Origin of the sequence: Bacteroides sp. RTP31139st1_H2_RTP31139_211217 (assembly GCF_040227615.1) — a bacterium.
Classification (GTDB): Bacteria; Bacteroidota; Bacteroidia; order Bacteroidales; family Bacteroidaceae; genus Bacteroides; species Bacteroides uniformis.
The window spans coordinates 1-21,474 of the sequence record NZ_JBCNZM010000058.1 but is presented as its reverse complement, the minus strand read 5'-3'; the positions used below and the strand labels follow the sequence as shown (position 1 = coordinate 21,474).

The 21,474-nt window shown below is 46.1% G+C and carries 28 protein-coding genes; 3 read left to right on the top strand and 25 right to left on the bottom strand.

The genetic code is table 11. The features are described from left to right. Positions 1-95 precede the first annotated feature (95 nt). From hutH to ABUA47_RS11595, 6 genes are all read right to left on the bottom strand, one after another. Positions 96-1,592, bottom strand: coding sequence for a histidine ammonia-lyase (gene hutH / locus ABUA47_RS11620; protein WP_005825651.1), 1,497 nt, complete (start codon positions 1,590-1,592; stop codon positions 96-98). Further along, positions 1,589-2,218 carry a cyclodeaminase/cyclohydrolase family protein gene (locus tag ABUA47_RS11615; RefSeq protein WP_035450369.1) on the bottom strand — a complete coding sequence of 210 codons (630 nt, stop codon included), beginning with the start codon at positions 2,216-2,218 and terminating at the stop codon, positions 1,589-1,591. The genes hutH and ABUA47_RS11615 overlap by 4 nt, the downstream gene beginning before the upstream one ends. Before the next feature lie 48 nt (positions 2,219-2,266). Further along, complete coding sequence (gene hutI / locus ABUA47_RS11610; RefSeq protein ID WP_347774635.1) at positions 2,267-3,520, bottom strand: imidazolonepropionase; 1,254 nt, start codon at positions 3,518-3,520, stop codon at positions 2,267-2,269. A 67-nt stretch (positions 3,521-3,587) separates the two neighbouring features. Then, positions 3,588-4,478 carry a glutamate formimidoyltransferase gene (ftcD, locus tag ABUA47_RS11605; protein WP_008661839.1) on the bottom strand — a complete coding sequence of 297 codons (891 nt, stop codon included), beginning with the start codon at positions 4,476-4,478 and terminating at the stop codon, positions 3,588-3,590. A gap of 147 nt (positions 4,479-4,625) precedes the next feature. Beyond that, positions 4,626-6,608, bottom strand: coding sequence for a urocanate hydratase (locus tag ABUA47_RS11600; RefSeq protein WP_349824505.1), 1,983 nt, complete (start codon positions 6,606-6,608; stop codon positions 4,626-4,628). Between the two features lie 137 nt (positions 6,609-6,745). After that, entirely contained in the window at positions 6,746-7,405 is a 660-nt protein-coding gene (locus tag ABUA47_RS11595) for a lipocalin family protein (RefSeq protein WP_057098254.1), read from the bottom strand. A gap of 432 nt (positions 7,406-7,837) precedes the next feature. On the opposite strand from ABUA47_RS11595, the gene ABUA47_RS11590 reads away from it, so the two are divergent. Together ABUA47_RS11590 and ABUA47_RS11585 are read left to right on the top strand one after the other, a co-directional pair. Next, complete coding sequence (locus ABUA47_RS11590; RefSeq protein WP_005825664.1) at positions 7,838-8,116, top strand: LysO family transporter; 279 nt, start codon at positions 7,838-7,840, stop codon at positions 8,114-8,116. Further along, entirely contained in the window at positions 8,113-8,733 is a 621-nt protein-coding gene (locus tag ABUA47_RS11585; RefSeq protein ID WP_005825665.1) for a lysine exporter LysO family protein, read from the top strand. Before ABUA47_RS11590 ends, ABUA47_RS11585 begins: the two co-directional genes overlap by 4 nt. Positions 8,734-8,962: 229 nt before the next feature. On the opposite strand, the gene ABUA47_RS11580 is transcribed toward ABUA47_RS11585, so the two are convergent. Together ABUA47_RS11580 and ABUA47_RS11575 are read right to left on the bottom strand one after the other, a co-directional pair. After that, positions 8,963-9,415: a DUF6078 family protein gene (locus tag ABUA47_RS11580; RefSeq protein ID WP_117704078.1), complete on the bottom strand. Its 453-nt coding sequence runs from the start codon at positions 9,413-9,415 to the stop codon at positions 8,963-8,965. An 11-nt stretch (positions 9,416-9,426) separates the two neighbouring features. Continuing rightward, positions 9,427-10,071 (bottom strand): DUF6563 family protein, encoded by a 645-nt coding sequence (locus ABUA47_RS11575; RefSeq protein ID WP_334312484.1) that lies wholly within the window; start codon positions 10,069-10,071, stop codon positions 9,427-9,429. 126 nt (positions 10,072-10,197) lie between these two features. Here ABUA47_RS11575 and ABUA47_RS11570 point away from each other — a divergent pair, with 126 nt between their 5' ends. Then, a complete protein-coding gene (locus ABUA47_RS11570; RefSeq protein WP_009037299.1) occupies positions 10,198-12,096 on the top strand; it encodes a MutS family DNA mismatch repair protein in 1,899 nt (632 codons plus the stop codon). Between the two features lie 40 nt (positions 12,097-12,136). Here the strand turns inward: ABUA47_RS11570 and ABUA47_RS11565 are convergent, their stop codons facing one another. The 17 genes from ABUA47_RS11565 to rpsH form a co-directional block, all read right to left on the bottom strand. After that, positions 12,137-12,676, bottom strand: coding sequence for a hypothetical protein (locus ABUA47_RS11565; protein WP_005833536.1), 540 nt, complete (start codon positions 12,674-12,676; stop codon positions 12,137-12,139). A gap of 109 nt (positions 12,677-12,785) precedes the next feature. After that, complete coding sequence (locus ABUA47_RS11560) at positions 12,786-13,199, bottom strand: hypothetical protein (RefSeq protein ID WP_035450373.1); 414 nt, start codon at positions 13,197-13,199, stop codon at positions 12,786-12,788. A 141-nt stretch (positions 13,200-13,340) separates the two neighbouring features. Continuing rightward, positions 13,341-13,844, bottom strand: coding sequence for a 50S ribosomal protein L17 (gene rplQ / locus ABUA47_RS11555; protein WP_005825680.1), 504 nt, complete (start codon positions 13,842-13,844; stop codon positions 13,341-13,343). Positions 13,845-13,847: 3 nt separating this feature from the next. Next, the gene (locus ABUA47_RS11550; protein WP_005825683.1) at positions 13,848-14,840 is read right to left on the bottom strand and encodes a DNA-directed RNA polymerase subunit alpha; all 993 of its coding nucleotides are present in this window, start codon (positions 14,838-14,840) and stop codon (positions 13,848-13,850) included. 11 nt (positions 14,841-14,851) lie between these two features. After that, positions 14,852-15,457 (bottom strand): 30S ribosomal protein S4, encoded by a 606-nt coding sequence (rpsD, locus tag ABUA47_RS11545; RefSeq protein WP_005825685.1) that lies wholly within the window; start codon positions 15,455-15,457, stop codon positions 14,852-14,854. A 117-nt stretch (positions 15,458-15,574) separates the two neighbouring features. Continuing rightward, positions 15,575-15,964, bottom strand: a complete 390-nt coding sequence (gene rpsK / locus ABUA47_RS11540) for a 30S ribosomal protein S11 (RefSeq protein ID WP_002558049.1) — start codon at positions 15,962-15,964, stop codon at positions 15,575-15,577. Positions 15,965-15,975: 11 nt separating this feature from the next. Next, entirely contained in the window at positions 15,976-16,356 is a 381-nt protein-coding gene (gene rpsM / locus ABUA47_RS11535) for a 30S ribosomal protein S13 (RefSeq protein WP_004291218.1), read from the bottom strand. Between the two features lie 34 nt (positions 16,357-16,390). Continuing rightward, on the bottom strand, positions 16,391-16,507 hold the full coding sequence (ykgO, locus tag ABUA47_RS11530) for a type B 50S ribosomal protein L36 (protein WP_002558051.1): 117 nt from the start codon (positions 16,505-16,507) through the stop codon (positions 16,391-16,393). A gap of 9 nt (positions 16,508-16,516) precedes the next feature. Beyond that, positions 16,517-16,735, bottom strand: coding sequence for a translation initiation factor IF-1 (infA, locus tag ABUA47_RS11525; RefSeq protein WP_002558052.1), 219 nt, complete (start codon positions 16,733-16,735; stop codon positions 16,517-16,519). A 9-nt stretch (positions 16,736-16,744) separates the two neighbouring features. Next, the gene (gene map / locus ABUA47_RS11520; RefSeq protein ID WP_005825687.1) at positions 16,745-17,545 is read right to left on the bottom strand and encodes a type I methionyl aminopeptidase; all 801 of its coding nucleotides are present in this window, start codon (positions 17,543-17,545) and stop codon (positions 16,745-16,747) included. Positions 17,546-17,558: 13 nt separating this feature from the next. Further along, positions 17,559-18,902: a preprotein translocase subunit SecY gene (secY, locus tag ABUA47_RS11515; RefSeq protein WP_005825690.1), complete on the bottom strand. Its 1,344-nt coding sequence runs from the start codon at positions 18,900-18,902 to the stop codon at positions 17,559-17,561. A gap of 4 nt (positions 18,903-18,906) precedes the next feature. After that, positions 18,907-19,353 (bottom strand): 50S ribosomal protein L15, encoded by a 447-nt coding sequence (rplO, locus tag ABUA47_RS11510; RefSeq protein ID WP_005825692.1) that lies wholly within the window; start codon positions 19,351-19,353, stop codon positions 18,907-18,909. 30 nt (positions 19,354-19,383) lie between these two features. Beyond that, the gene (rpmD, locus tag ABUA47_RS11505) at positions 19,384-19,560 is read right to left on the bottom strand and encodes a 50S ribosomal protein L30 (RefSeq protein ID WP_004291222.1); all 177 of its coding nucleotides are present in this window, start codon (positions 19,558-19,560) and stop codon (positions 19,384-19,386) included. Between the two features lie 11 nt (positions 19,561-19,571). After that, positions 19,572-20,090, bottom strand: coding sequence for a 30S ribosomal protein S5 (rpsE, locus tag ABUA47_RS11500; RefSeq protein ID WP_005825693.1), 519 nt, complete (start codon positions 20,088-20,090; stop codon positions 19,572-19,574). A 5-nt stretch (positions 20,091-20,095) separates the two neighbouring features. Next, positions 20,096-20,440 (bottom strand): 50S ribosomal protein L18, encoded by a 345-nt coding sequence (gene rplR / locus ABUA47_RS11495; protein ID WP_005656518.1) that lies wholly within the window; start codon positions 20,438-20,440, stop codon positions 20,096-20,098. Positions 20,441-20,460: 20 nt separating this feature from the next. Then, the gene (gene rplF, locus ABUA47_RS11490) at positions 20,461-21,030 is read right to left on the bottom strand and encodes a 50S ribosomal protein L6 (protein WP_005825696.1); all 570 of its coding nucleotides are present in this window, start codon (positions 21,028-21,030) and stop codon (positions 20,461-20,463) included. Positions 21,031-21,045: 15 nt separating this feature from the next. Next, complete coding sequence (rpsH, locus tag ABUA47_RS11485) at positions 21,046-21,441, bottom strand: 30S ribosomal protein S8 (RefSeq protein ID WP_004291226.1); 396 nt, start codon at positions 21,439-21,441, stop codon at positions 21,046-21,048. Positions 21,442-21,474 lie beyond the last annotated feature (33 nt).

The following is a 21,474-nucleotide window of genomic DNA, read 5'->3' as shown; positions in this document are numbered from 1 at the left end:
TATAGAAAGAAAACTCAATTCGCCAATTAAGTTTCCTTTCTTATTGTTAACAGATTAATAATTATTATGTTTCTGGCAGATTTATTGGGAAGTTCCTAATAATCAAACTTTGTCCGGTTGAGGAAAGCGACTGTCTTATGGATTTCCTTATACATCACGATGTCTTCCTTCACAAAGGGGACTTCCTTGCGATATTCGTGCAGGAAACGCTCCAGAACGGGAGAAGTCTTTGCCGGACGGCGGAAGTCGATGCCCTGAGCGGCATTCATCAGTTCGATGGCAAGGATATGCTCCAGATTGTCCATAATGCGATAAAGCTTAGTAGCTGCATTGGCACCCATGCTGACATGGTCTTCCTGCCCGTTGGAGGAAACGATGGAGTCGCTGCTGGCGGCATAGCAGTACATCTTATTCTGGCTTACCATAGACGCGGCAGCATATTGCGGAATCATGAAACCAGAGTTCAGACCGGGATTGGCCACAAGGAATTCCGGAAGTCCACGCAGCCCCATGATAAGCTGGGCGATACGCCGCTCGGATATATTGCCCAGCTCTGCCAGGGCAATGCCGAGAAAGTCGTAGGAAATGGCAAGCGGCTGGCCGTGGAAGTTACCGCCCGAGATGATACGGTCCTCATCGGGGAAGATGGTGGGATTGTCCGTCACAGAATTGATTTCCGTCAGCAGGACGGAAGCCACGTAACGGATGGCGTCTTTCGTGGCCCCATGCACCTGAGGGATGCAACGGAACGAATAAGGGTCTTGTACATGCTGCTTGGGACGGGCTATCAGCTCGCTGCCTTCCAATAGTTTACGGAAGTTGGCACCCGTTTCTATCTGGCCCTTGTGTGGACGAATCTGCTGGATACAGTCCATAAACGGATCTATACGCCCGTCGAAAGCTTCCAGGGAGAGGGCGGCAATCAAGTCGGCTTTCTTGGAGAGACGGAAGGCTTTGAGAAGAGCAAAGACACCGTTGGCACTCATAAACTGGGTGCCGTTGAGTAATGCCAATCCCTCTTTACTCATCAGCTTCACCGGTTCCCAACCGAACTCGTCGAGCACACTGATAGCCTCGCGCTTCTTTCCTTTATAATAGACATCGCCCACACCGATAAGCGGCAGGAAGAGGTTGGCCAGAGGAGCCAGGTCGCCGGAGGCGCCCAGTGAGCCACGGTCATAAACGATAGGCATCACGTCGTTATTGAAGAAATCGAGGATGCGCTGCACGGTGATGACCTGCACACCGCTATGCCCCAAAGAGAGGGCATGCGCCTTGAGCAACATCATCAGTTTGATGATGACCGGGCGTATCTCCTCGCCCACACTGCAAGCATGGCTCTTGATGAGATTTTCCTGCAAGGTGCCCAGCTCGTCCGACGAAATGCTCTTACTGCACAACGAGCCGAAACCGGTGGTAATGCCATACAAGGGTTCTTCCGACTCCGCAATCTTCTTGTCCAGATAATCGCGGCACTTCTGTATCCGCAGCTTGGCTTCCGGAGCCAGCTCCAGTTTCAGATTTTCATTGATGATACGTTCGATGAGATCGAAGGTCAACTCACCGGAACCTACATAATAGACATTGTTCATACTTTCAGCTCTTGATTGATTTCGTCCAACAATTCCTTTTCTTTCGCACAAGCCAAGTGTTCCAATTCGTCGGCTTCACTTTGGAGCTTGGACACAAACTCCTTGTCCTTCAGCGAACCCAGGTTGATGCGTACATTCATCAGTGCGCCCAGCACAGCCGAACGGGCAGACATCATGGCCACACAAGCATCCGTAACGGCATTGCGGTTGCCCAGGCGAGCTACATCCATGATAACCGTCATCAGCTCATACGCATTGCGTGCCACCTGCATGGGAACAAGGGCGGCAAACTTGGTAGCCTCCTGGATGGCAGTACTGCGCGCCGCCTTTTCCTCATCCGTAGCTTTCGACATCTTGAAGCAGGCAAACACCTTGTCGTAGGCTTCAGAGTCGCGGTCTATATCTTCTACAAAAGCCCCCTTTTGCTGCAAGGCAACTCCGGAGATATGGCGCATCAGCTCTTCGTGAAGTTCATAACCTTTCTTACCGATGGTGAGGTTAGCAACCATAGCGGCAAGAGCAGAAGCAATAGCACCGTTCAAAGCGGCAATACTACCGCCACCGGGGACGGGATCGCTACCCGCCACTTTATTCAAAAATTCCTTTACTGTCAAATCAACTAACATGATATTAAATATTAAAGATTAAGGATTAAGAGGGGATATCAGCACTTCTTAAAGTACAGGATAAAGCACTCCCCCCTTTATGGTGGTATTGACACAATTCATACCTACATAATAAGGTAAAAAGTGATAATTATCCGTATTGAGCACTACGAAGTCTCCTTTCTTGCCCACCTCGATACTACCAATGCTGTCCGCACGGTTCAGAGCGGCCGCACCGTTCAAGGTCAGAGCAGTGATGGCCTCTTCAATACTCATTTTCATATAAATGCACGCCAAGGCAAATGTCAGGGGGATGGAACCGGAGAAACAACTGCCCGGATTGAGGTCGGTGGCAAGGGCCACGGCACAACCAGCATCAATCATTTCGCGCCCACGAGCATAGGGTTCCTTCAAAGCAAAGGCTGTCAGCGGAAGAAGGGTCGCCACAACTCCCTTGTCGGCCATGGCGCGGATGTCCGCATCCGAAGCATGCAGCAGATGGTCGGCAGAGACGGCAGAAAGTTCAGCAGCCAGTCCGGCACCCCCTAATGGTACAATCTCGTCGGCATGGAGTTTCAAAGCAAGTCCCATTTCCTTGGCTGCCAGCAAAAGGCGACGGGACTGCTCGATGGAGAAAACGCCCTGCTCACAGAAGACATCGCAGAACTCTGCCAAATTATTATGAACCACTACGGGCATCACTTCGCGGATAATGTAGTCCACGTACTCGTCCGTCTGTCCGTTGTATTCTGCAGGCACAGCATGTGCACCGAGAAAAGTGGAGACAACGTCTACACGCTTGTGCTCGTCATTATTAAGGCTACGCATCACCCGAAGCTGCAGGAGCTCGGTTTCCTTGTCCAGACCGTAGCCGCTCTTTCCCTCTACGGTAGTCACTCCCATAGCACTCATCTGCTTCAGAAAGCTCTCCGCCTTGCTGCGCAACTGGATGAAATTGCATGCACGGGTAGCCTTCACCGTACTCACGATGCCTCCTCCACGTTCCATGATGGACATGTAACTCTCTCCCCTCAAACGCCAGGAGAACTCCTCGGCACGCTCGCCACCAAACACAAAATGTGTGTGCGAGTCCACAAAGCCGGGCAGCAGGCACTTGCCACGGGCATTGTAATGCCAGTAGCGCTGATAATAGCCGTCACGCTCCTCGCCACGGCCGGGCCCGACGTAGGTAATGATGCCGTCGGTCACTTCCACCGTGGCATTGTCGATGATGCAAAGTTCCTCCATCTCTCTGCCGCGACGGGCGGAAAAGCCGATGGGGGTGACGACACGGGTGTTGAATATAATAAGGTTTTCTGTCATAAAGCCTCTCCCCTGACCCCTCCCCCGTAGGGAGGGGAATTAAGTTAGTATTGTTGTTCGATTCGGCTTACATTCTCGCTTCGAGCACCTGCTCCATGGAGAAGTTCTCCAATCCCAGGTAGTAGGACGCTGTATCTATCAGCGCTGCCATCGGAACCAGGCCGATAATCTCGCTGCCCACAATGCTGACTCCGTAGCGGCGGGCTTCCACACGCACCAGTTCGAAGGCGCGGTAGAGGGCGGTGCGGGTATAGTCCGTCATGTTGATAGACACCTGCGTGATGCCGCGGTCCTTCAGCTCCACTCCCATTGCCTTGCAGTAGCGCAGTCCGCCGCCGATGAAACGGATTTTCTTGGCGATGTCGTGGGCTATCTCCAGACTGGGGGTATTGAGGTTGATATTATAGGCTACCAAAGGCATGCGAGCACCGATGGCTACCGTGCCTGCGGTGGGATGACGTTCGGCAGGACCGAAGTCGGGATGCCATTCCGGAAGCTTTATCTTTTCTGCCATACCCTCGAACTCTCCTTTACGGACAGCTGCCAGGTTTTCCCGGTGGGGGGCAGAAGCGGACTTTTCGTACAAGAAAACGGGAAGATTGTAACGGCGAGCAACCTCCTCGCCCACTTCTTTGGAGAGGGCAACGGCTTCTTCCATCGTCACCCCCCTGATGGGAATAAAAGGCACTACATCTACAGCACCCATACGAGGGTGCTGCCCCTGATGGTGATTGAGATCTATCAGCTCTACCGCTACGCCGATAGCTTCGAGCACGGCATCACGAAGCGGTTCAGGTTCGCCCACTACGGTCACCACGAGGCGGTTATGGTCTTCATCGTTGCTGTAATCCAACAGTTTCACACCTTGTTTGCTCCGAAAAGGAGCCACTATCTTATCTATCTTTTGCAAATCGCGTCCTTCACTGAAATTGGGGACGCATTCCATAATCTTATTCATAATGCTCTTTAAAAAAAAATATATATACTCTGATTTTTCAGACGCAGATGACGCGAATTCTTTTTATCGGAATACAGAGACGTCGGGATTCTTTTGAAAGAAAAAATCCGCGTTATCCGCGTCTAAAAAATGAAATCATCACTTTACTTACTCCTTCACCACTTTCTGCACCAACTTCTCATCAGCCACATACGGCATCGTGATATGATAGCCGTCTGCATGCGTACGGTTAAACTCCTCGCTCGTCTCCATGGCATGCGGATTGCGTGCCCACGAACGGCGGGCCACACCACCCATCACATCCCACAACATAGCGGAACGCAGGATTTCGTCTACCCGCTCACTGCCGTCGCACACCATGCCGAAACCGCCGTTGATGGCTTTTCCGATACCTACGCCACCTCCATTGTGCAAGGCCACCAAGCTCATGCCACGCGCACAGTTTCCGGCAAAACACTGCACCGCCATATCTGCCATGACATTACTGCCGTCCTTGATATTGGATGTTTCACGGAATGGAGAGTCTGTACCGCTGACATCGTGATGGTCGCGTCCCAACATGATGGGGCCGACCTCTCCCTTGCGCACCATTTCATTGAAGCGCAAAGCTATATTCATACGTCCCACGGCATCCTGATAAAGAATACGAGCCTGCGTGCCGACTACCAGATTGTTCTTCTCCGCATCACGAATCCAATTGTAGTTATCCAAATCTTGCCCGCGACGTGTAGGGTCGATACATTCCATCGCCGCACGGTCGGTCTTCACCAAGTCTTCATGTTTTCCACTGAGGCACACCCAGCGGAACGGACCATAACCATAATCAAACAGTTCCGGTCCCATAATGTCTTCCACATAGCTGGGGAAGATGAAGCCGTTCTTATCATCTCCGTCCCGAGCGATTTCGCTCACACCGGCATCGTAGACGGCTTTCATGAAGGAGTTCCCATAATCGAAGAAGTACGTGCCGTGTTCCACCAGCCTTTTTATAGCTTTGAAATGACGCTCCAAGGAAACATCCACCAGGCACCGGAACTCCGACGGATTCTCGTGCAGCATACGGGTACGTTGCTCAAACGTCAGTCCGACGGGACAGTAACCGCCCTCGTAGGTGGCATGGCAGGAAGTCTGGTCGGAAAGTAAATCTATGTGCAACTGCTTCTGCACCGCATATTCCAGCAAATCGACGACATTGCCGTGATAGGCCACAGAAACCGGGCGACACTCGTCCATAGCTTGTCGAGCCAGCGAAAAGGCTTCTTCCAGAGAATCTGTAACGTGTCCCACCCAGCCCTGGGTATGGCGGGTTTCGATGCGGGAAGCATCCACCTCGGCAATGATTGCCGCCGCCCCTGCCATCTCGGCAGCTTTGGGCTGCGCACCGCTCATGCCTCCCAGACCGGAAGAAACAAACAAGCGTCCGCGCAAATCGCCATCTTGCGGAATGCCCAGTTTCAGACGGCCTGCATTCAGCAACGTGTTGAACGTGCCGTGCACGATACCCTGCGGACCGATGTACATCCAGCCGCCGGCAGTCATCTGCCCGTAGTTGGCAACGCCCATCTGCATAGCGGTGTGCCAGTCCTTCTGATTATCATAGAGCCCCACCATCAGCGCATTGGTAATGATGACACGGGGCGCCTCGGGCTTGGACTTGAAAAGCCCCAACGGATGTCCGCTTTCGATGACCAGTGTCTGTTCGCGCGTCAACACTTCGAGGTACTGCTTGATGAGCCGGTATTGCATCCAGTTCTGGCAGACCTGTCCCGTCTCACCATAGGTAACTAATTCATACGGATAAAGGGCGATGTCGAAACAAAGATTATTGTCAATCATCACCTGGAATGCCTTGCCTTCAATGCAGTTCCCCTTGTATTCGTCGATGGGTTTCGCTTTGAGGTCGCCCTGCGGGCGGTAGCGGTAGCCATAGATACGTCCACGTGTACGCAGTTCTTCCATGAACTCCGGAGCGAGGGTTTCGTGCAGCTCTTTGGGGATGTAGCGCAAAGCGTTCTTCAATGCCGTAGCCGTCTGCGCAGGGGTAAGGGTGTAGCCACGGTCGGGTGCCCGCCGGATACCCTCGACAAAGGAAGGATAGGAAGGCAATGTTTTACTTAAGGTTATCTCCATGTCCTATAAAGATTAAGGATTTACAAAGTGTCAGCCCACAAGGGTTATATTTGCCGCAATATAGAAATAAATCCCGACATTCGCAATGGAATGCCGGGATTATTTATCTTTTAGTCAGAAACCAACAAAGAGGAATTCTATTTTAAAGCCATTTTATTGATTTTCATTATCTGATAGACACCTTCATAATCGGCGGCAAATCCGTCATCGGCTTTGCCCATATCGATTACTTCCAACTCTACGTATACCGGTTTTCCGTTTTTAACTCCTTTCGTCATATCATCATATTTTTGCATGAGTTCTCCGGTCTCATCCACAATCCAATAATCGGCAGAATCTCCTTCGGCTTTGAAGGAACGCACCTCATGGCCGATGACCAGCTCGCCTTTTACCGACAAAAGTTTCTTGGCAGGGGTAAGCACCGCGGCAGGTATTGTTTCTTGATTCAGTGCTTCATTGTTCCTGGCATATTTCAAGAGCAACTCTCCTCTTTTGAGAATCAGGCTGTCCTGCGTCAGTTTTTCTATTGTCAGCGTATCCGTGAAGGAAATATTCTGGTGATTGCCGATGCTGGTACCTGAAAGCAACAACCGGTTTCCTACTTTTTTCCATGCCTCATATTTCAAGGTGGCCATGTTAATGGAAGAAGCGCTTCCGTCCCCATCAAGAACGAAACCTTGCTGCATGCCGGGCATTCCCGGAACCGTCTCCACCCAGGAGCCTTCAATGGAGGCGTTGTTGCAAGCAGTTAAAGCAACCATGCCAAGAACAGCAGTTAAATCTCTCAATCTTTTGATATCTCTTCTCTTTTTAAAACTATATTTCTAAACAAAGGAGCTCTTGTATTTCCTCTATTCTCTTGCAAAAATAATGTTTTTACGGGGGGCCACGCACTGAAAAGTCTTTTTTTCGCAAAACAATTTGTGAATATTTATTTGGAAATTATTCAAACTAGCATTACCTTTGCACCGAAATTCAAAAACGATATGAACCAGTACTTAACTACAACATACAATACGCGCAATGCTGCATGGGGCAACAAGACCTTATGCGGCCATTTCATAGTGCACGTACATTGGTTCAGCGGATTCATTTAACTACCCTGCAATTTACATTTTACTATTTTGCACTTCCCTTACCGAGAAAAGGAAGGGGAAATGCCGTGTATGGAGTTTCCGTTCGAAGAAACCGGACTAACCTATGTATTCACCCAAAAAAGAAGAAAACTTATGTTTACAATTATATCCATCATGTTTATAGGAATCGGTATCGGATACCTGATGCGTAACGTACAAATGTTGCAAAAAGTGGAGAAAAGCGCCTCGCTCACCATCTTACTGCTACTCTTTGTACTCGGTGTATCCATCGGTTCCAACCGTCTGATTGTTGACAACCTGGGAAGATTCGGGTGGCAGGCCGCCGTACTGGCCTCACTGAGCATTACGGGCAGCATGTTGGCCTCACTGATGGTGTTTCACCTATTTTTCAAGAAAGGAGAGAAGAGATGAAGGGAAGTTTGACGGTTGTTGCATTTTTCTGTGCCGGCTGCCTGATGGGAGTAGCCAATGATTTTCAGTTCGACCTGCACGACTTATCCATGTATGTGCTCTATGCATTGATGTTCCAGGTGGGCATCGGCATCGGGAGCAACAAGAAACTGAAGGAGCTGGTCAAGAGCCTGCGGCCCAAAATGCTTTTGGTGCCGATGGCCACCATTGTGGGAACGCTGTTGTTCTCTGCCTTCGCCAGTCTGCTGTTGAGCCAATGGAGTGTGTTCGACTGCATGGCGGTGGGCAGCGGATTTGCTTATTATTCGCTTTCCTCCATTCTGATTACGCAATTCAAGGAACCTTCCATAGGCCTGCAACTCGCCACGGAGCTGGGCACCATCGCCCTGCTTGCCAATATCTTCCGTGAAATGATGGCTTTGCTGGGTGCACCGCTCATCCGGAAATATTTCGGCAAGCTGGCACCTATATCGGCGGCAGGGGTCAATTCGATGGATGTACTTCTACCCTCCATCACCCAATATTCCGGAAAGGACGTGATTCCTATCGCTATATTCCACGGAATATTAATTGACATGAGTGTACCGGTATTCGTATCCTTCTTCTGCAATCTGTAAACAGCAGGCCGAAAAGAGGGAGATAAGGCCTCATTGTATTCATACTGTAACAACGTGAACAACAACGACTTCTCACTGCAAAGTGAGTGCATGCTTTTTGCAGTGCCACTGCATACCGTTTGCAGCGTCACTGCATACCTATTTGCAGTGATACTGCAACTGCTTTGCAGCGCGACTGCAACGGGTTTGCAGTGACGCTGCAAAAGGTGTGCAGTGACTTTGCAGCCGGTCACCAAGCTACCGCATACTCGTAGTGGTCGAACTTAGGCTTGGTGCCTATGCCTACCGCATTGAATACCCGGGCTATCCGCTGCTGTTCTTCGGGAGAGATAGGACGCTCGCCCTTGCGGCAATGATAGTAATAGCGTTCGCAAGAGAAGCATCCCATCACGCGATGGCGCACGGTGAAAAGCAGCTTGGTGGGTACTTCGTCGAAAAGGCGTGTCATACCGCGAGCATAGTGCAGCTGCTCGCTGGAGCGGTAACGGGCACAGGTGGAGGACCCGGACAAGCTGCTGACATAAAAAGGATTCACCGCACGAACGGACTGTGGTTGGGGGGCTTCACTCTCGGACAACAGTTGTGCCGCTATCGCCCGCAGGCAGGAAGAGGCTTTGGGGCACTTTCCGTTACCCGCAAAGCAGTATTCGTACCCATCGGGCACGTCTTGCAATAATATCATCTTATTAATGATTAATGGTTAGTGATTAATGGACGGAGTGCACGCAGATACTTGCCGATGACCTCTGCCGACTCGCTTGTTTCTTTCTCGAATTCGGCGTGCAGTGTCGGGTATCCGGCAAGCAATTGCATCATTCGCTCACGTCCCACGAACTCGGACTTTCCTGTTTCGGGATTCAGTTCGTAATAGACGCGGGCATGCACCAGTCCCGAAGCATTGATGGCGTCTCCCACTTCACCGCCCAATCGTGTGGCATCATCGGGAGTCATGGTACTGGTGGCTGCTTGTCCCACAGGCTGTGCACAGAAGTAAACCTTTCCACCGAGCCACATGGCAGGTGCATACCACTGCCCGAAGCGATAACGCTTATAGCGCATCTTACGGCAATTGACATAAAGCGAGGTATCTACCCGTACAGCATAACAACGGGACTTCAAATAACGGCAAAGACCGGGATTGTCGTCTACCGTAATACGATAATCGGCACCGCCCATGAGGTAAATCTGGTTCTTTGTACGCTTCTCAATCTTCAGTGTGGTAACCGTATCGCCACGGTTCTCCACCAACTCTTTCAGATTGGAATACATCACCTGTTGCGCCGCCACCGGCAAAACCGCCAGCAACATCAGAACGCCTAACAACCAACTCTTCTTCATATCCCAACCTCCTCTTTTCTGAAACTTTGTTTTAGTGAGCGAAAGGTACATTTTTTATCGGAAGTAGACAAAAAATCGCGGAAAAAACAATTGGAAATGTATATCTTTGCCTTAAACTTAACATGTATGGAGCAAATAAATACGATAGATAAAATCAGCGCCGTCTACCGCAACACGGCAGAAGAGGCAAGACAAGAACTGAATAAAGTACAACAGAAGATTTACCGCATCGGCAGCCTGCGCCTGCTGCTATTTGTGGCAGGAGTAGTAGGAATTATCTATTTCTGGAGCGAGAGCTGGGGTATACTGGCCTGCATTGCCCTCATCACCCTACTGCCGTTCCTATTTTTAATGAAATACCACAACCGGCTGTTCCATCGCAAGGACTATCTAGAAAAGAAGATGGAAATCAACGAGCAGGAACTCGCCGCTCTGGATTACGATACGTCTTCTTTCGATGACGGCGAAGCATACATCGACCCCACCCATCTCTACACCTATGATTTGGATGTTTTCGGTCCGCATTCCCTTTTCCAGTACATCAACCGTACCTGCACACAGCCCGGGAAACACCGCCTCGCCCACTGGCTGGGGAAACATCTCGAGAGAAAGGAAGAAATCATCCGCCGACAAGAAGCCGTCAGTGAACTGGCTCCGGAACTGAAATTCCGTCAGCGCTTCCGTATCCTCGGCCTGCTGTACAAAGGAAAAGCCGCCGATGAAACAGAACTGTGCCAATGGGCGGAAAGTCCGAGCATCTTCCGGAGCCGGAAATTACTGCGCCTCCTGCCAGTACTGGTGACGGGAGCCAACCTCATCTGCCTCGCACTCGTCATGGCAGGAATTCTGTCCGCAAGTATCTACGGCATCATCTGGACCTGCTTCGTCATCGCCGGCTTCGGCTTCACTGGCAAAGTCACCAAGATGCAGGCCATCTATGGCAAAAAACTGCAAATTCTCTCCACCTACGCCGCCCTGCTCCACCTCATGGAAAAGCAGCCTGCACAAGCCACCCTGCTCAAAGAGATAAGACAACAGATTGACGGAGAAAAACGGAAAGCCTCCCACTCCATCAGCAGGCTGAACAAGCTCATGGATGAACTCGACCAACGCAACAATGTCTTTATGTACGTCATTCTGAACGGCCTCTTCTTCTGGGAACTGCGTCAAATCATGCGCATTGAAGCCTGGAAAGAGCAATATGCCGCTGAACTGCCCGGGTGGCTCGATGCCATCGGACAAATGGATGCGCTCAACTCACTGGCAACATTTGCCTATAATCATCCGGACTATATTTACCCAAAGATAGTTCAAGCGGAAAGAAAGGGAAAAGGAAACCTAAATAAAGAAGAAGAAAGCAATTCTGAAACGGAAGCACCCATCAATGCCCCTTCCTCCTTCCGTCTCCGTGCCGAAGCCCTGGGCCATCCGCTGATGAACCGTGACCGCTGTGTCCGCAATGACATCGACATGGTGAAACGACCGTTTTTCATCATCGTCACCGGCGCCAACATGGCAGGGAAAAGCACCTATCTGCGTACGGTGGGCATCAATTACCTCCTTGCCTGCATCGGCGCCCCCGTCTGTGCCCGCCAAATGGAAATATGCCCGGCCCGGCTCATCACTAGCCTGCGTACCTCGGATTCACTGAACGACAACGAGTCCTACTTCTTTGCCGAACTCAAACGTCTGAAACTCATCATAGACAAGCTGCAGGCTGGTGAGGAGCTTTTCATCATCCTCGACGAAATTCTGAAAGGTACCAACTCCATGGACAAGCAGAAAGGCTCCTTTTCCCTTATCAAGCAATTCATGACTTTGCAGGCCAATGGCATCATTGCCACCCACGACCTGCTGCTGGGAACACTCATCGACCTCTTCCCCGATGACATCCGCAACTATCGCTTCGAAGCAGACATTACAGACAATGAACTGACCTTCTCCTACCGCTTGCGCCCAGGCATCGCCCAGAATATGAATGCCTGCTTCCTGATGAAAAAAATGGGGATTGCCGTTGCCGACTAATCCCCACCACAGTTAAAGTCAAGTCTAACTCTTTGACTGATTATGCTGTTTTACATTTCTCCAAGAAAGTAGACACTGCAACCGCATCGCTACCCGTATAGTAGCGTACGGAAGTTACTGGAGTATACGTGTAAGGCACAAACTGATACAACTGTACAGCCGCAAATTTATTGTCCTGCGAAATCATGACATCCATGCGTACATTTCCACTGCCGCTACTTTTTATTTCAGTCTCGCCATTCAGCTGTTCATTCTCAATCATATCTGTAAGTTTGCCCAAATATTTCAAATCGAAGAAAACACTGCGTTCCTTGGTCACACTGCCCGTCGGCAAATAGACCACTTCCTTCGATTTCCAAAACAGACGGAACACGCCAAGCAAGACGAATGCCGTACCCAGCACCATCAAAGCCATGCTGAGAGTGGAAGATTTATCACTCATCTCAAAAATGGATGCAAAAATAAAAACACCGACCAGCAGCATAGCTACTGAAAAGATAAGTCCTGAAACACTGGTACGCTTTACAATATCGGGATGTGAAGACGCAAAAAGAGTTGCGTCAATAGTTTGAGTTGCCATAATTATAATATGTTTTAATGAATTTATTAGAAATAGAAAATACAGTATTTCCCTGCAAAAACACATAGTCTGACCATACACAAGGGAAAAAGGAAAATTCAATAAAACACTAAATGAGAATACGCCTTAGTGTGAAAATGTAATATTCGCACACCGGCTGGCAACGATAATAGGCAGTGGCATCATAGAGTTTCTCACGATGCAGAGACAAAACAGCCGCTCGCTGGGCCAGTTTGTCAATCCAGTCCTTTAAAGAAAATATATATTCCGTGGTAGAAATACGCTGTATACGGGAGTACGTCAGCGAATGTAATTGTCCACCCATGCCCGCCAGCTCTGCATCCGGCAGATAAGGCAATTGAGGCATCGCAATATAGGCATCAGTCTGCTCATGTACGGCAATAGTATTCTCACTCACAACATTCCCACCACTCACCGCTTTATTGGCAAATGTATCGCTTGCAGTCTGCCATAAAGCCAATGCAAGCACCATGAATCCTATGAATCTTAAGAATTTAGCCATATCTATGTGCAAATATAACAGTTTCTTTCAGGAATTTGTTTAATGCACACATCTTTTAATGTTTCTTGGATGATTTATAGGAAATAAAAAGCCGCTCCAAACAAATTGGAACGGCTTCTATATATAAAAAGAATAGTTGAATTATTCAGCTTTAGCTTCCTCAGCAGCAGGAGCTTCTGCAACTGGTGCAGCAGTTTCTGCAGCAGGAGTAGCTTCAGTAGCAGCAGCTTTCTTTGAACGGCGGGTACGAGTAGCCTTCTTGGCAACCTTTTCCTTAGCCATGTTTTCGTTGTAGTCAACGAGTTCAATGAAGCACATTTCAGCGTTGTCACCCAAACGGTTACCAGTCTTGATAATACGAGTGTAACCACCCGGACGATCAGCAATCTTCACAGAGATTTCTTTAAACAATTCAGTTACAGCATACTTGTCTTGCAAATTGCTAAATACAACACGACGGGAATTAGTCGTATCGTCTTTAGCCTTTGTAATCAAAGGCTCAACAAACTTCTTCAAAGCTTTAGCCTTTGCAACGGTCGTAGTGATTCTTTTGTGCTTAATCAAAGAACACGCCATATTAGCCAACATAGCGTTTCTATGAGAGGCAGTACGACCCAAATGGTTGAATTTCTTATTATGTCTCATTTTTTATTCTTTATCTAATTTATATTTAGAAATATCAGTTCCAAACGACAGATTCAGACTTTCCAGCAAATCATCAAGCTCGGTAAGCGATTTCTTTCCGAAGTTTCTGAATTTCAGCAAATCCGTCTTGTTGAATTGTACCAAGTCACCAAGAGTCTCTACATCTGCAGCCTTCAGACAGTTGAGGGCACGTACAGAGAGATCCATATCAACGAGCTTGGTCTTCAGCAACTGACGCATGTGCAATACTTCTTCATCAAACTCTTCATTGCCGTCAACATCATTTGTTTCCAGCGTGATCTTCTCGTCAGAGAAAAGCATGAAGTGATAAATCAGAATCTTTGCAGCTTCTTTCAGGGCTTCTTTCGGATGAATGGAACCGTCGGTAGTAATCTCAAGTACCAGTTTCTCGTAGTCGGTCTTCTGCTCTACACGGAAGTTCTCTACCTGATACTTCACATTACGTATCGGAGTATAAATAGAATCGATAGGAATTACGTTCACATCGGTGCAATATTCGCGGTTTTCGTCAGCAGGAACATAACCACGACCTTTGTTGATCGTAATATCTATCTGCATAGTCGACTTTGAATCTAAATGACAAATAACTAATTCAGGATTTAACACTTCAAATCCAGTCAAATACTTACCTATGTCACCTGCTTTAAATTCACTTGAATTCTCGACTGTAATACTTACTTTCTCACTCTCGAATTCTTCAACTACTTGCTTGAATCTCACTTGTTTCAGATTCAAGATAATGTTAGTAACATCCTCTTTTGCCCCCGGAACACTGGAAAATTCATGCTCAACACCGTCTATCTTGATAGTAGTGATAGCAAAACCTTCCAATGAAGAAAGCAGGATGCGGCGCAGTGCATTACCCACGGTAATACCGAAACCGGGCTCCAACGGACGAAATTCGAATTTTCCGAATCTAGAGTCCGCTTCCAACATTAATACTTTATCAGGTTTTTGAAATGCTAATATCGCCATGAAATTAATTATTATTTAGAATACAATTCTACGATCAAATGCTCTTTAATGTTTTCAGGAATGTCTGCTCTTTCAGGTACATGCAGCAATTTGCCTACCTTAGAGTTATCATCCCATTCCAACCAAGGATATTTGCTATGGTTAAAGCCAGCCAGTGAATTAGCGATAACTTCCAATGATTTGGATCTTTCACGAACACCGATCACCTGACCCGGTTTCACTGCATAAGAAGGAATATTCACAACCTCACCGTCTACAGTAATGTGCTTGTGGCTCACCAACTGACGAGCAGCTGCGCGAGTAGGAGCAATACCCAAACGGAATACGATATTGTCAAGGCGACCTTCCAACAATTGGAGAAGGATTTCACCAGTAATACCTTTAGCAGTCTCAGCCTTCTCAAACAAGTTGCGGAATTGTTTTTCCAAAACGCCATAAGTATATTTGGCTTTCTGTTTCTCACGAAGTTGAACACCGTATTCAGAAGTCTTTCTCTTTCTGGAATTACCGTGCTGTCCGGGAGGATAGTTCTTCTTTGACAATACTTTATCTGCTCCAAAGATACCTTCACCGAATTTACGGGCTATTCTTGATTTTGGTCCAGTATATCTAGCCATTTCTTTTAAATATTTAATTGTTTATTCATGAACTTGGGTTTGTTGCAGCCGCGATTGCAGAGAGAAAGTTTACAATCCAATAACAAAATCAAGTCTCACTTCTATTAAAGGTAAATTTTAAACTCTACGTCTTTTCGGAGGACGACAACCGTTGTGCGGAAGCGGAGTTACGTCAATGATTTCAGTAACCTCGATACCTGCACCGTGGATAGTTCTAATAGCAGACTCACGTCCGTTACCCGGGCCCTTCACATATGCTTTTACCTTTCTCAAGCCAAGATCGTATGCTATCTTAGCACAATCTTGAGCAGCCATCTGTGCTGCGTAGGGAGTGTTCTTCTTTGAACCTCTAAAACCCATCTTTCCGGCAGAAGACCAAGAAATGATCTGACCTTCGCTGTTTGCCAGAGAAACAATAATGTTGTTAAAAGATGAATGAACATGCAACTGTCCATTAGCATCAACCTTCACATTTCTCTTTTTTGCTGCAACTGTTTTTTTTGCCATATCAACAATTATTATTTAGTAGCTTTTTTCTTATTAGCAACGGTTTTCTTTCTACCCTTACGAGTACGGGCATTGTTCTTTGTGCTCTGACCTCTTACTGGAAGACCAATACGATGACGAACACCACGATAGCAACCGATATCCATTAAACGCTTAATGTTCAATTGAACTTCAGAACGAAGATCACCTTCAACCTTATACTCTGCACCAATGATCTCACGAATCTTGGCAGCCTGATCATCCGTCCAGTCTTTTACTTTCAGGTCTCTGTCAACACCTGCTTTATCCAAAATTTTTGCTGAACTACTACGACCTATACCATATACATAGGTCAACGCAACTTCACCTCTCTTGTTTTGAGGCAAATCGACACCAACTATTCTTATAGCCATATACTAAATTATTTTTTTTGCAAAAATAATAATATTATCCTTGACGTTGTTTATACTTAGGATTTTTCTTGTTAATAACATACAAACGGCCATTACGTCTAACGATCTTACACTCTGGCGTACGTTTCTTTAAGGATGCTCTTACTTTCATATCTTAATTTTATTTATATCTAAATACAATTCTTCCTTTCGATAAATCGTAAGGAGACATTTCGACTCTTACTTTATCCCCTGGCAGGATTTTGATGTAATGCATCCGCATCTTACCGGAAATATGTGCAGTAATCTCATGTCCGTTTTCTAATTCAACACGAAACATTGCATTAGACAATGCTTCAACTATAACTCCATCTTGTTCTATTGCAGATTGCTTTGCCATATTAATTTCTTAAATTGCTTTATCTCCTAATACTTCTTCAATGAACTCGAATGATGACAATATATCAGCTTCACCAGTGCCGACTGCTATCGTATGTTCAAAATGAGCTGCACACTTGCGGTCTTTTGTCCTCACCGTCCAGCCATCACGCTCCATGAGTATTTGTCGGTTACCTAAAGTTATCATCGGTTCAATGGCAATGCACAAGCCTTTCTTCAGCATTGTCCCATAACCACGCTTTCCGTAATTGGGAACCTGAGGATCTTCATGCATTTCCTTGCCTATTCCGTGACCCACAAACTCACGCACCACACCATAAGAATTAGATTCGCAGTGCTGCTGTATCGCATAACCGATATCACCCAACCGCTTGCCGTGAACGGCATTCTGTATCCCTATGTACAATGCTTCTTTAGTAACCTTCAGTAATTTGCGGACTTCTTCGTCAACTTCACCTACACAAAACGTATAGGCTGAGTCGCCACAAAAGCCATTCATGTAAGTACCACAATCAACAGACACGATATCACCATCTTTCAGTACCACATCATCTCCCGGAATACCATGTACCACCTGGTCATTTACAGATGTGCAAATAGAAGCTGGAAACGGATCGCCATATTGATTAGGAAAACCTTTAAAGGTTGGAACAGCACCATTGTCTCTGATGAACTCTTCCGCCACCCTATCCAGCTCTTTTGTTGTCACTCCGGGCTTTATAACCTTAGCTATCTCAGCCAACGTCTTTCCAACAAGCAAATTACTCTTGCGGAGCAGCTCTATTTCATCTTCTGTTTTAAGAAATATCATTCTTCAAAAAAGATTAATATGCAGCCACATTACCACTGCGGCCTTTAATACGTCCGGATTTCAGCAAACCGTCATAGTGTCTCATCAACAAATGACTTTCTACCTGCTGGAGAGTATCAAGCACCACACCCACAAGGATTAACAAAGATGTACCGCCAAAGAATTGAGCAAACTCAGCTTTCACACCGAATATACCGGCAAACGCAGGCATAATGGCAACCAAGGCCAAGAAGAAAGAACCAGGCAAAGTAATACGCGACATAATCACGTCAATATACTCAGCAGTTTGCTTTCCTGGCTTGATACCCGGAATAAAACCATTGTTTCTCTTCATATCTTCAGCCATCTGAGTCGGGTTAATAGTAATTGCAGTATAGAAATACGTAAACAATATAATCAACACTGCAAAAATCAAATTATACCAAAAGCTTGTATGATCAGTCAATGCACGTACGAAACCACTTGCATCATTTACATTTGAGAACCCAACAAGAGTGATAGGAATAAACATGATAGCCTGAGCAAAAATGATAGGCATCACGTTAGCAGCATTCACCTTCAAAGGAATATACTGTCTAGCACCGCCATATTGCTTGTTACCCACGATCTTCTTCGCATATTGTACAGGAATCTTTCTAGTTCCCTGCACCAAAAGAATAGCGAATGCAATAACAACCAGCAGAACAACAAGCTCAATCAAGAACATTACCAGACCACCAGTCTTGTCCGTCATACGGGAAATCAATTCCTGGAATAAGGACTGTGGCAGACGGGCGATGATACCAATCATGATAATCAGCGAAATACCATTACCGATACCCTTATCCGTAATTCTCTCACCAAGCCACAAAATAAACATACTTCCAGCCGCTAAAATAATGGTAGAAGTAAACATAAACAGAGTCCAATCTAATGAAGCATTTAAAGAAGGACCAGCCTGCATCTTAAGATTGAGCAAATAAGAAGGAGCCTGAACCAAAAGAATAAGAATCGTCAGATAACGAGTATATTGATTCATTTTTCTTCTACCACTCTCACCTTCGCGCTGCAATTTCTGGAAATACGGAACCGCAATACCCAGCAACTGAATCACAATGGAGGCAGAGATGTACGGCATGATACCCAATGCAAAAATAGAGGCATTGGAAAATGCTCCTCCGGAAAACATATTTAACAAGGCTAAAAGACCTTCGCTTGTCTGTTGATGCAATTGTGTCAGCATTGACGGATTGATACCCGGCAAAACGACATACGAACCAAAACGGTAGATTGCCACAAACAATATGGTAATGAGGATCCGTTGTCTCAGATCCTCAATTTTCCATATATTCTTTAATGTTTCAATAGCTTTTCTCATTGAATTAGAGTTTTACTACTTGTCCACCAGCAGCTTCGATGGCAGCAACAGCAGTCTTAGAAAATGCATGTGCTTGTACATCCAACTTAGCAGTCAAAGTTCCGTTACCTAATACTTTTACCAACTGGCTTGCAGAAATGAAACCAGCAGCAATGAAGTCACTGATACCTACAGTCTGCAAGTTCTTTGCTTCAGCCAATTTCTGAATTGTATCCAAGTTGATAGCCTTATACTCTACACGATTGATATTTTTAAAGCCAAACTTAGGTACACGACGTTGAAGAGGCATCTGACCACCTTCAAAACCGATTTTCTTAGAGTATCCAGATCTTGATTTAGCTCCTTTATGACCTCTAGTAGAAGTACCTCCCAAGCCAGAACCCGGACCACGTCCAATTCTCTTTCTTGTTTTAGTAGATCCCTCTGCAGGTTTTAAATTACTTAAGTTCATATTGTAATTCGTTTTATATTCAACAAATAATTACTTAACAATGGTAACCAAGTGTTTAACCTTATCCACCATTCCAAGAATTGAAGGAGTGCATTCGTGTTCAACCACACGATTCAACTTATGAAGTCCCAGTGCATCGAGAGTTCTCTTCTGATCAGCAGGAGCACCAATTCTACTTTTAACTTGTTTAATCTTTATAGTCGACATATTCTTCCTCCTTATCCTCTAAATACTTTTTCCATACTAACTCCTCTGTTCTGGGCAACCATACGAGCATCGCGCATTTCACTCAATGCCAAGATAGTAGCCTTTACCAAGTTGTGCGGGTTGGAAGAACCTTTTGACTTAGCCAAAACGTCTGTTACACCAACACTTTCCAATACGGCACGCATTGCACCGCCAGCAACAACACCAGTACCGTGAGAAGCCGGTTTAATAAATACTTCAGCGCCACCGAACTTTGCAGACTGTTCGTGAGGAACTGTACCTTTCAGTACAGGCACTCTTGTCAGGTTTTTCTTTGCAGATTCAACACCTTTGGCAATAGCAGCGGTTACTTCACCAGCTTTACCAAGGCCCCAACCGATGATGCCTTCTTCGTTTCCTACTACCACAATAGCAGAGAAACTAAAAGTTCTACCACCTTTGGTTACTTTGGTTACACGATTAATAGCAACCAATCTGTCTTTCAGCTCTATATCGTTTGTAATCTTAACTCTATTATTAAGTCCTGCCATAATGATTAAAATTTAAGTCCACCGTTACGGGCAGCATCAGCCACCTCTTTTACTCTCCCATGATACAAGTAACCATTACGGTCGAAAACAACAGTAGTAATACCTGCTTCCTGAGCTTTTTTCGCAATCAGTTCACCTACTTTAGCAGCTTGTTCCTTCTTAGGCATTTTTTCAGTCATACCCAACGAAGAAGCGGCAGCCAATGTCTTACCGGACAAGTCATCGATAATCTGAACATAGATTTGCTTGTTACTTCTAAATACACTCATACGCGGGCATTCAGTAGTACCTGAAATTTTGTTGCGTACTCTATATTTGATCTTAATTCGTCTTTCTATTTTTGTTGTCATAATAATATCAATTTAAATGATTATTTAGCACCAGCTGATTTACCAGACTTTCTACGAATTTCTTCGCCAACAAACTTAATACCCTTACCCTTATACGGTTCAGGCTTACGGAAAGAACGTATTTTAGAGCAAACTTGACCAAGTAACTGCTTGTCGCAAGATTCCAATATAATCAAAGGATTCTTGTTTCTTTCAGACTTAGTCTCAACTTTAACTTCAGGAGGCAACTGTATAAAGATACTGTGAGTATAACCTAAAGCCAGTTCAATGATATTTCCCTGGTTAGAGGCACGGTAACCTACACCGACAAGTTCCAATTCTTTCTTATATCCTTCTGATACACCAACAACCATGTTGTGCACCAATGAACGGTATAATCCATGGAATGCATGCTTTTGCTTGGGGTTATCCAGCATTGCATTTTCATTCTCAGCCAAAACAACATGACCGTCTTCGATGGTAACATTGATAGCAGGATTTACATATTGGCTCATTTCGCCTTTGGGTCCCTTAACGGTAACCACGTCATCTTTCAGAGTAACTGTTACTCCAGCGGGAATACTAATGGGTAATTTTCCTATTCTTGACATTGCTAATTCCTCCTATTAATATACATAACACAAAACTTCACCACCAATCTTCAGTTCAGCGGCTTCTTTGTTGGTCATTACACCCTTGGAAGTAGATATTATAGCAATACCCAAACCATTAATAACACGCGGCATGTCTTTATAACCGGTATATTGACGCAAACCCGGAGAAGAGATTCTCTCCAGCTTCTTGATTGCGTTAACCTTGTTTACCGGATCATACTTCAAGGCAACTTTGATTGTACCTTGAGGACCATCTTCTACAAACTTATAATTAAGAATGTAGCCCTTTTCAAAAAGAATCTTAGTGATTTCTTTTTTCAAATTAGAAGCCGGAACTTCCACAACTCTGTGCTTCGCTTGAATAGCGTTCCGCAACCTCGTCAAATAATCTGCTATTGGATCAGTCATATAAAAAATAAATTAAATTAATCAGGCCTACCC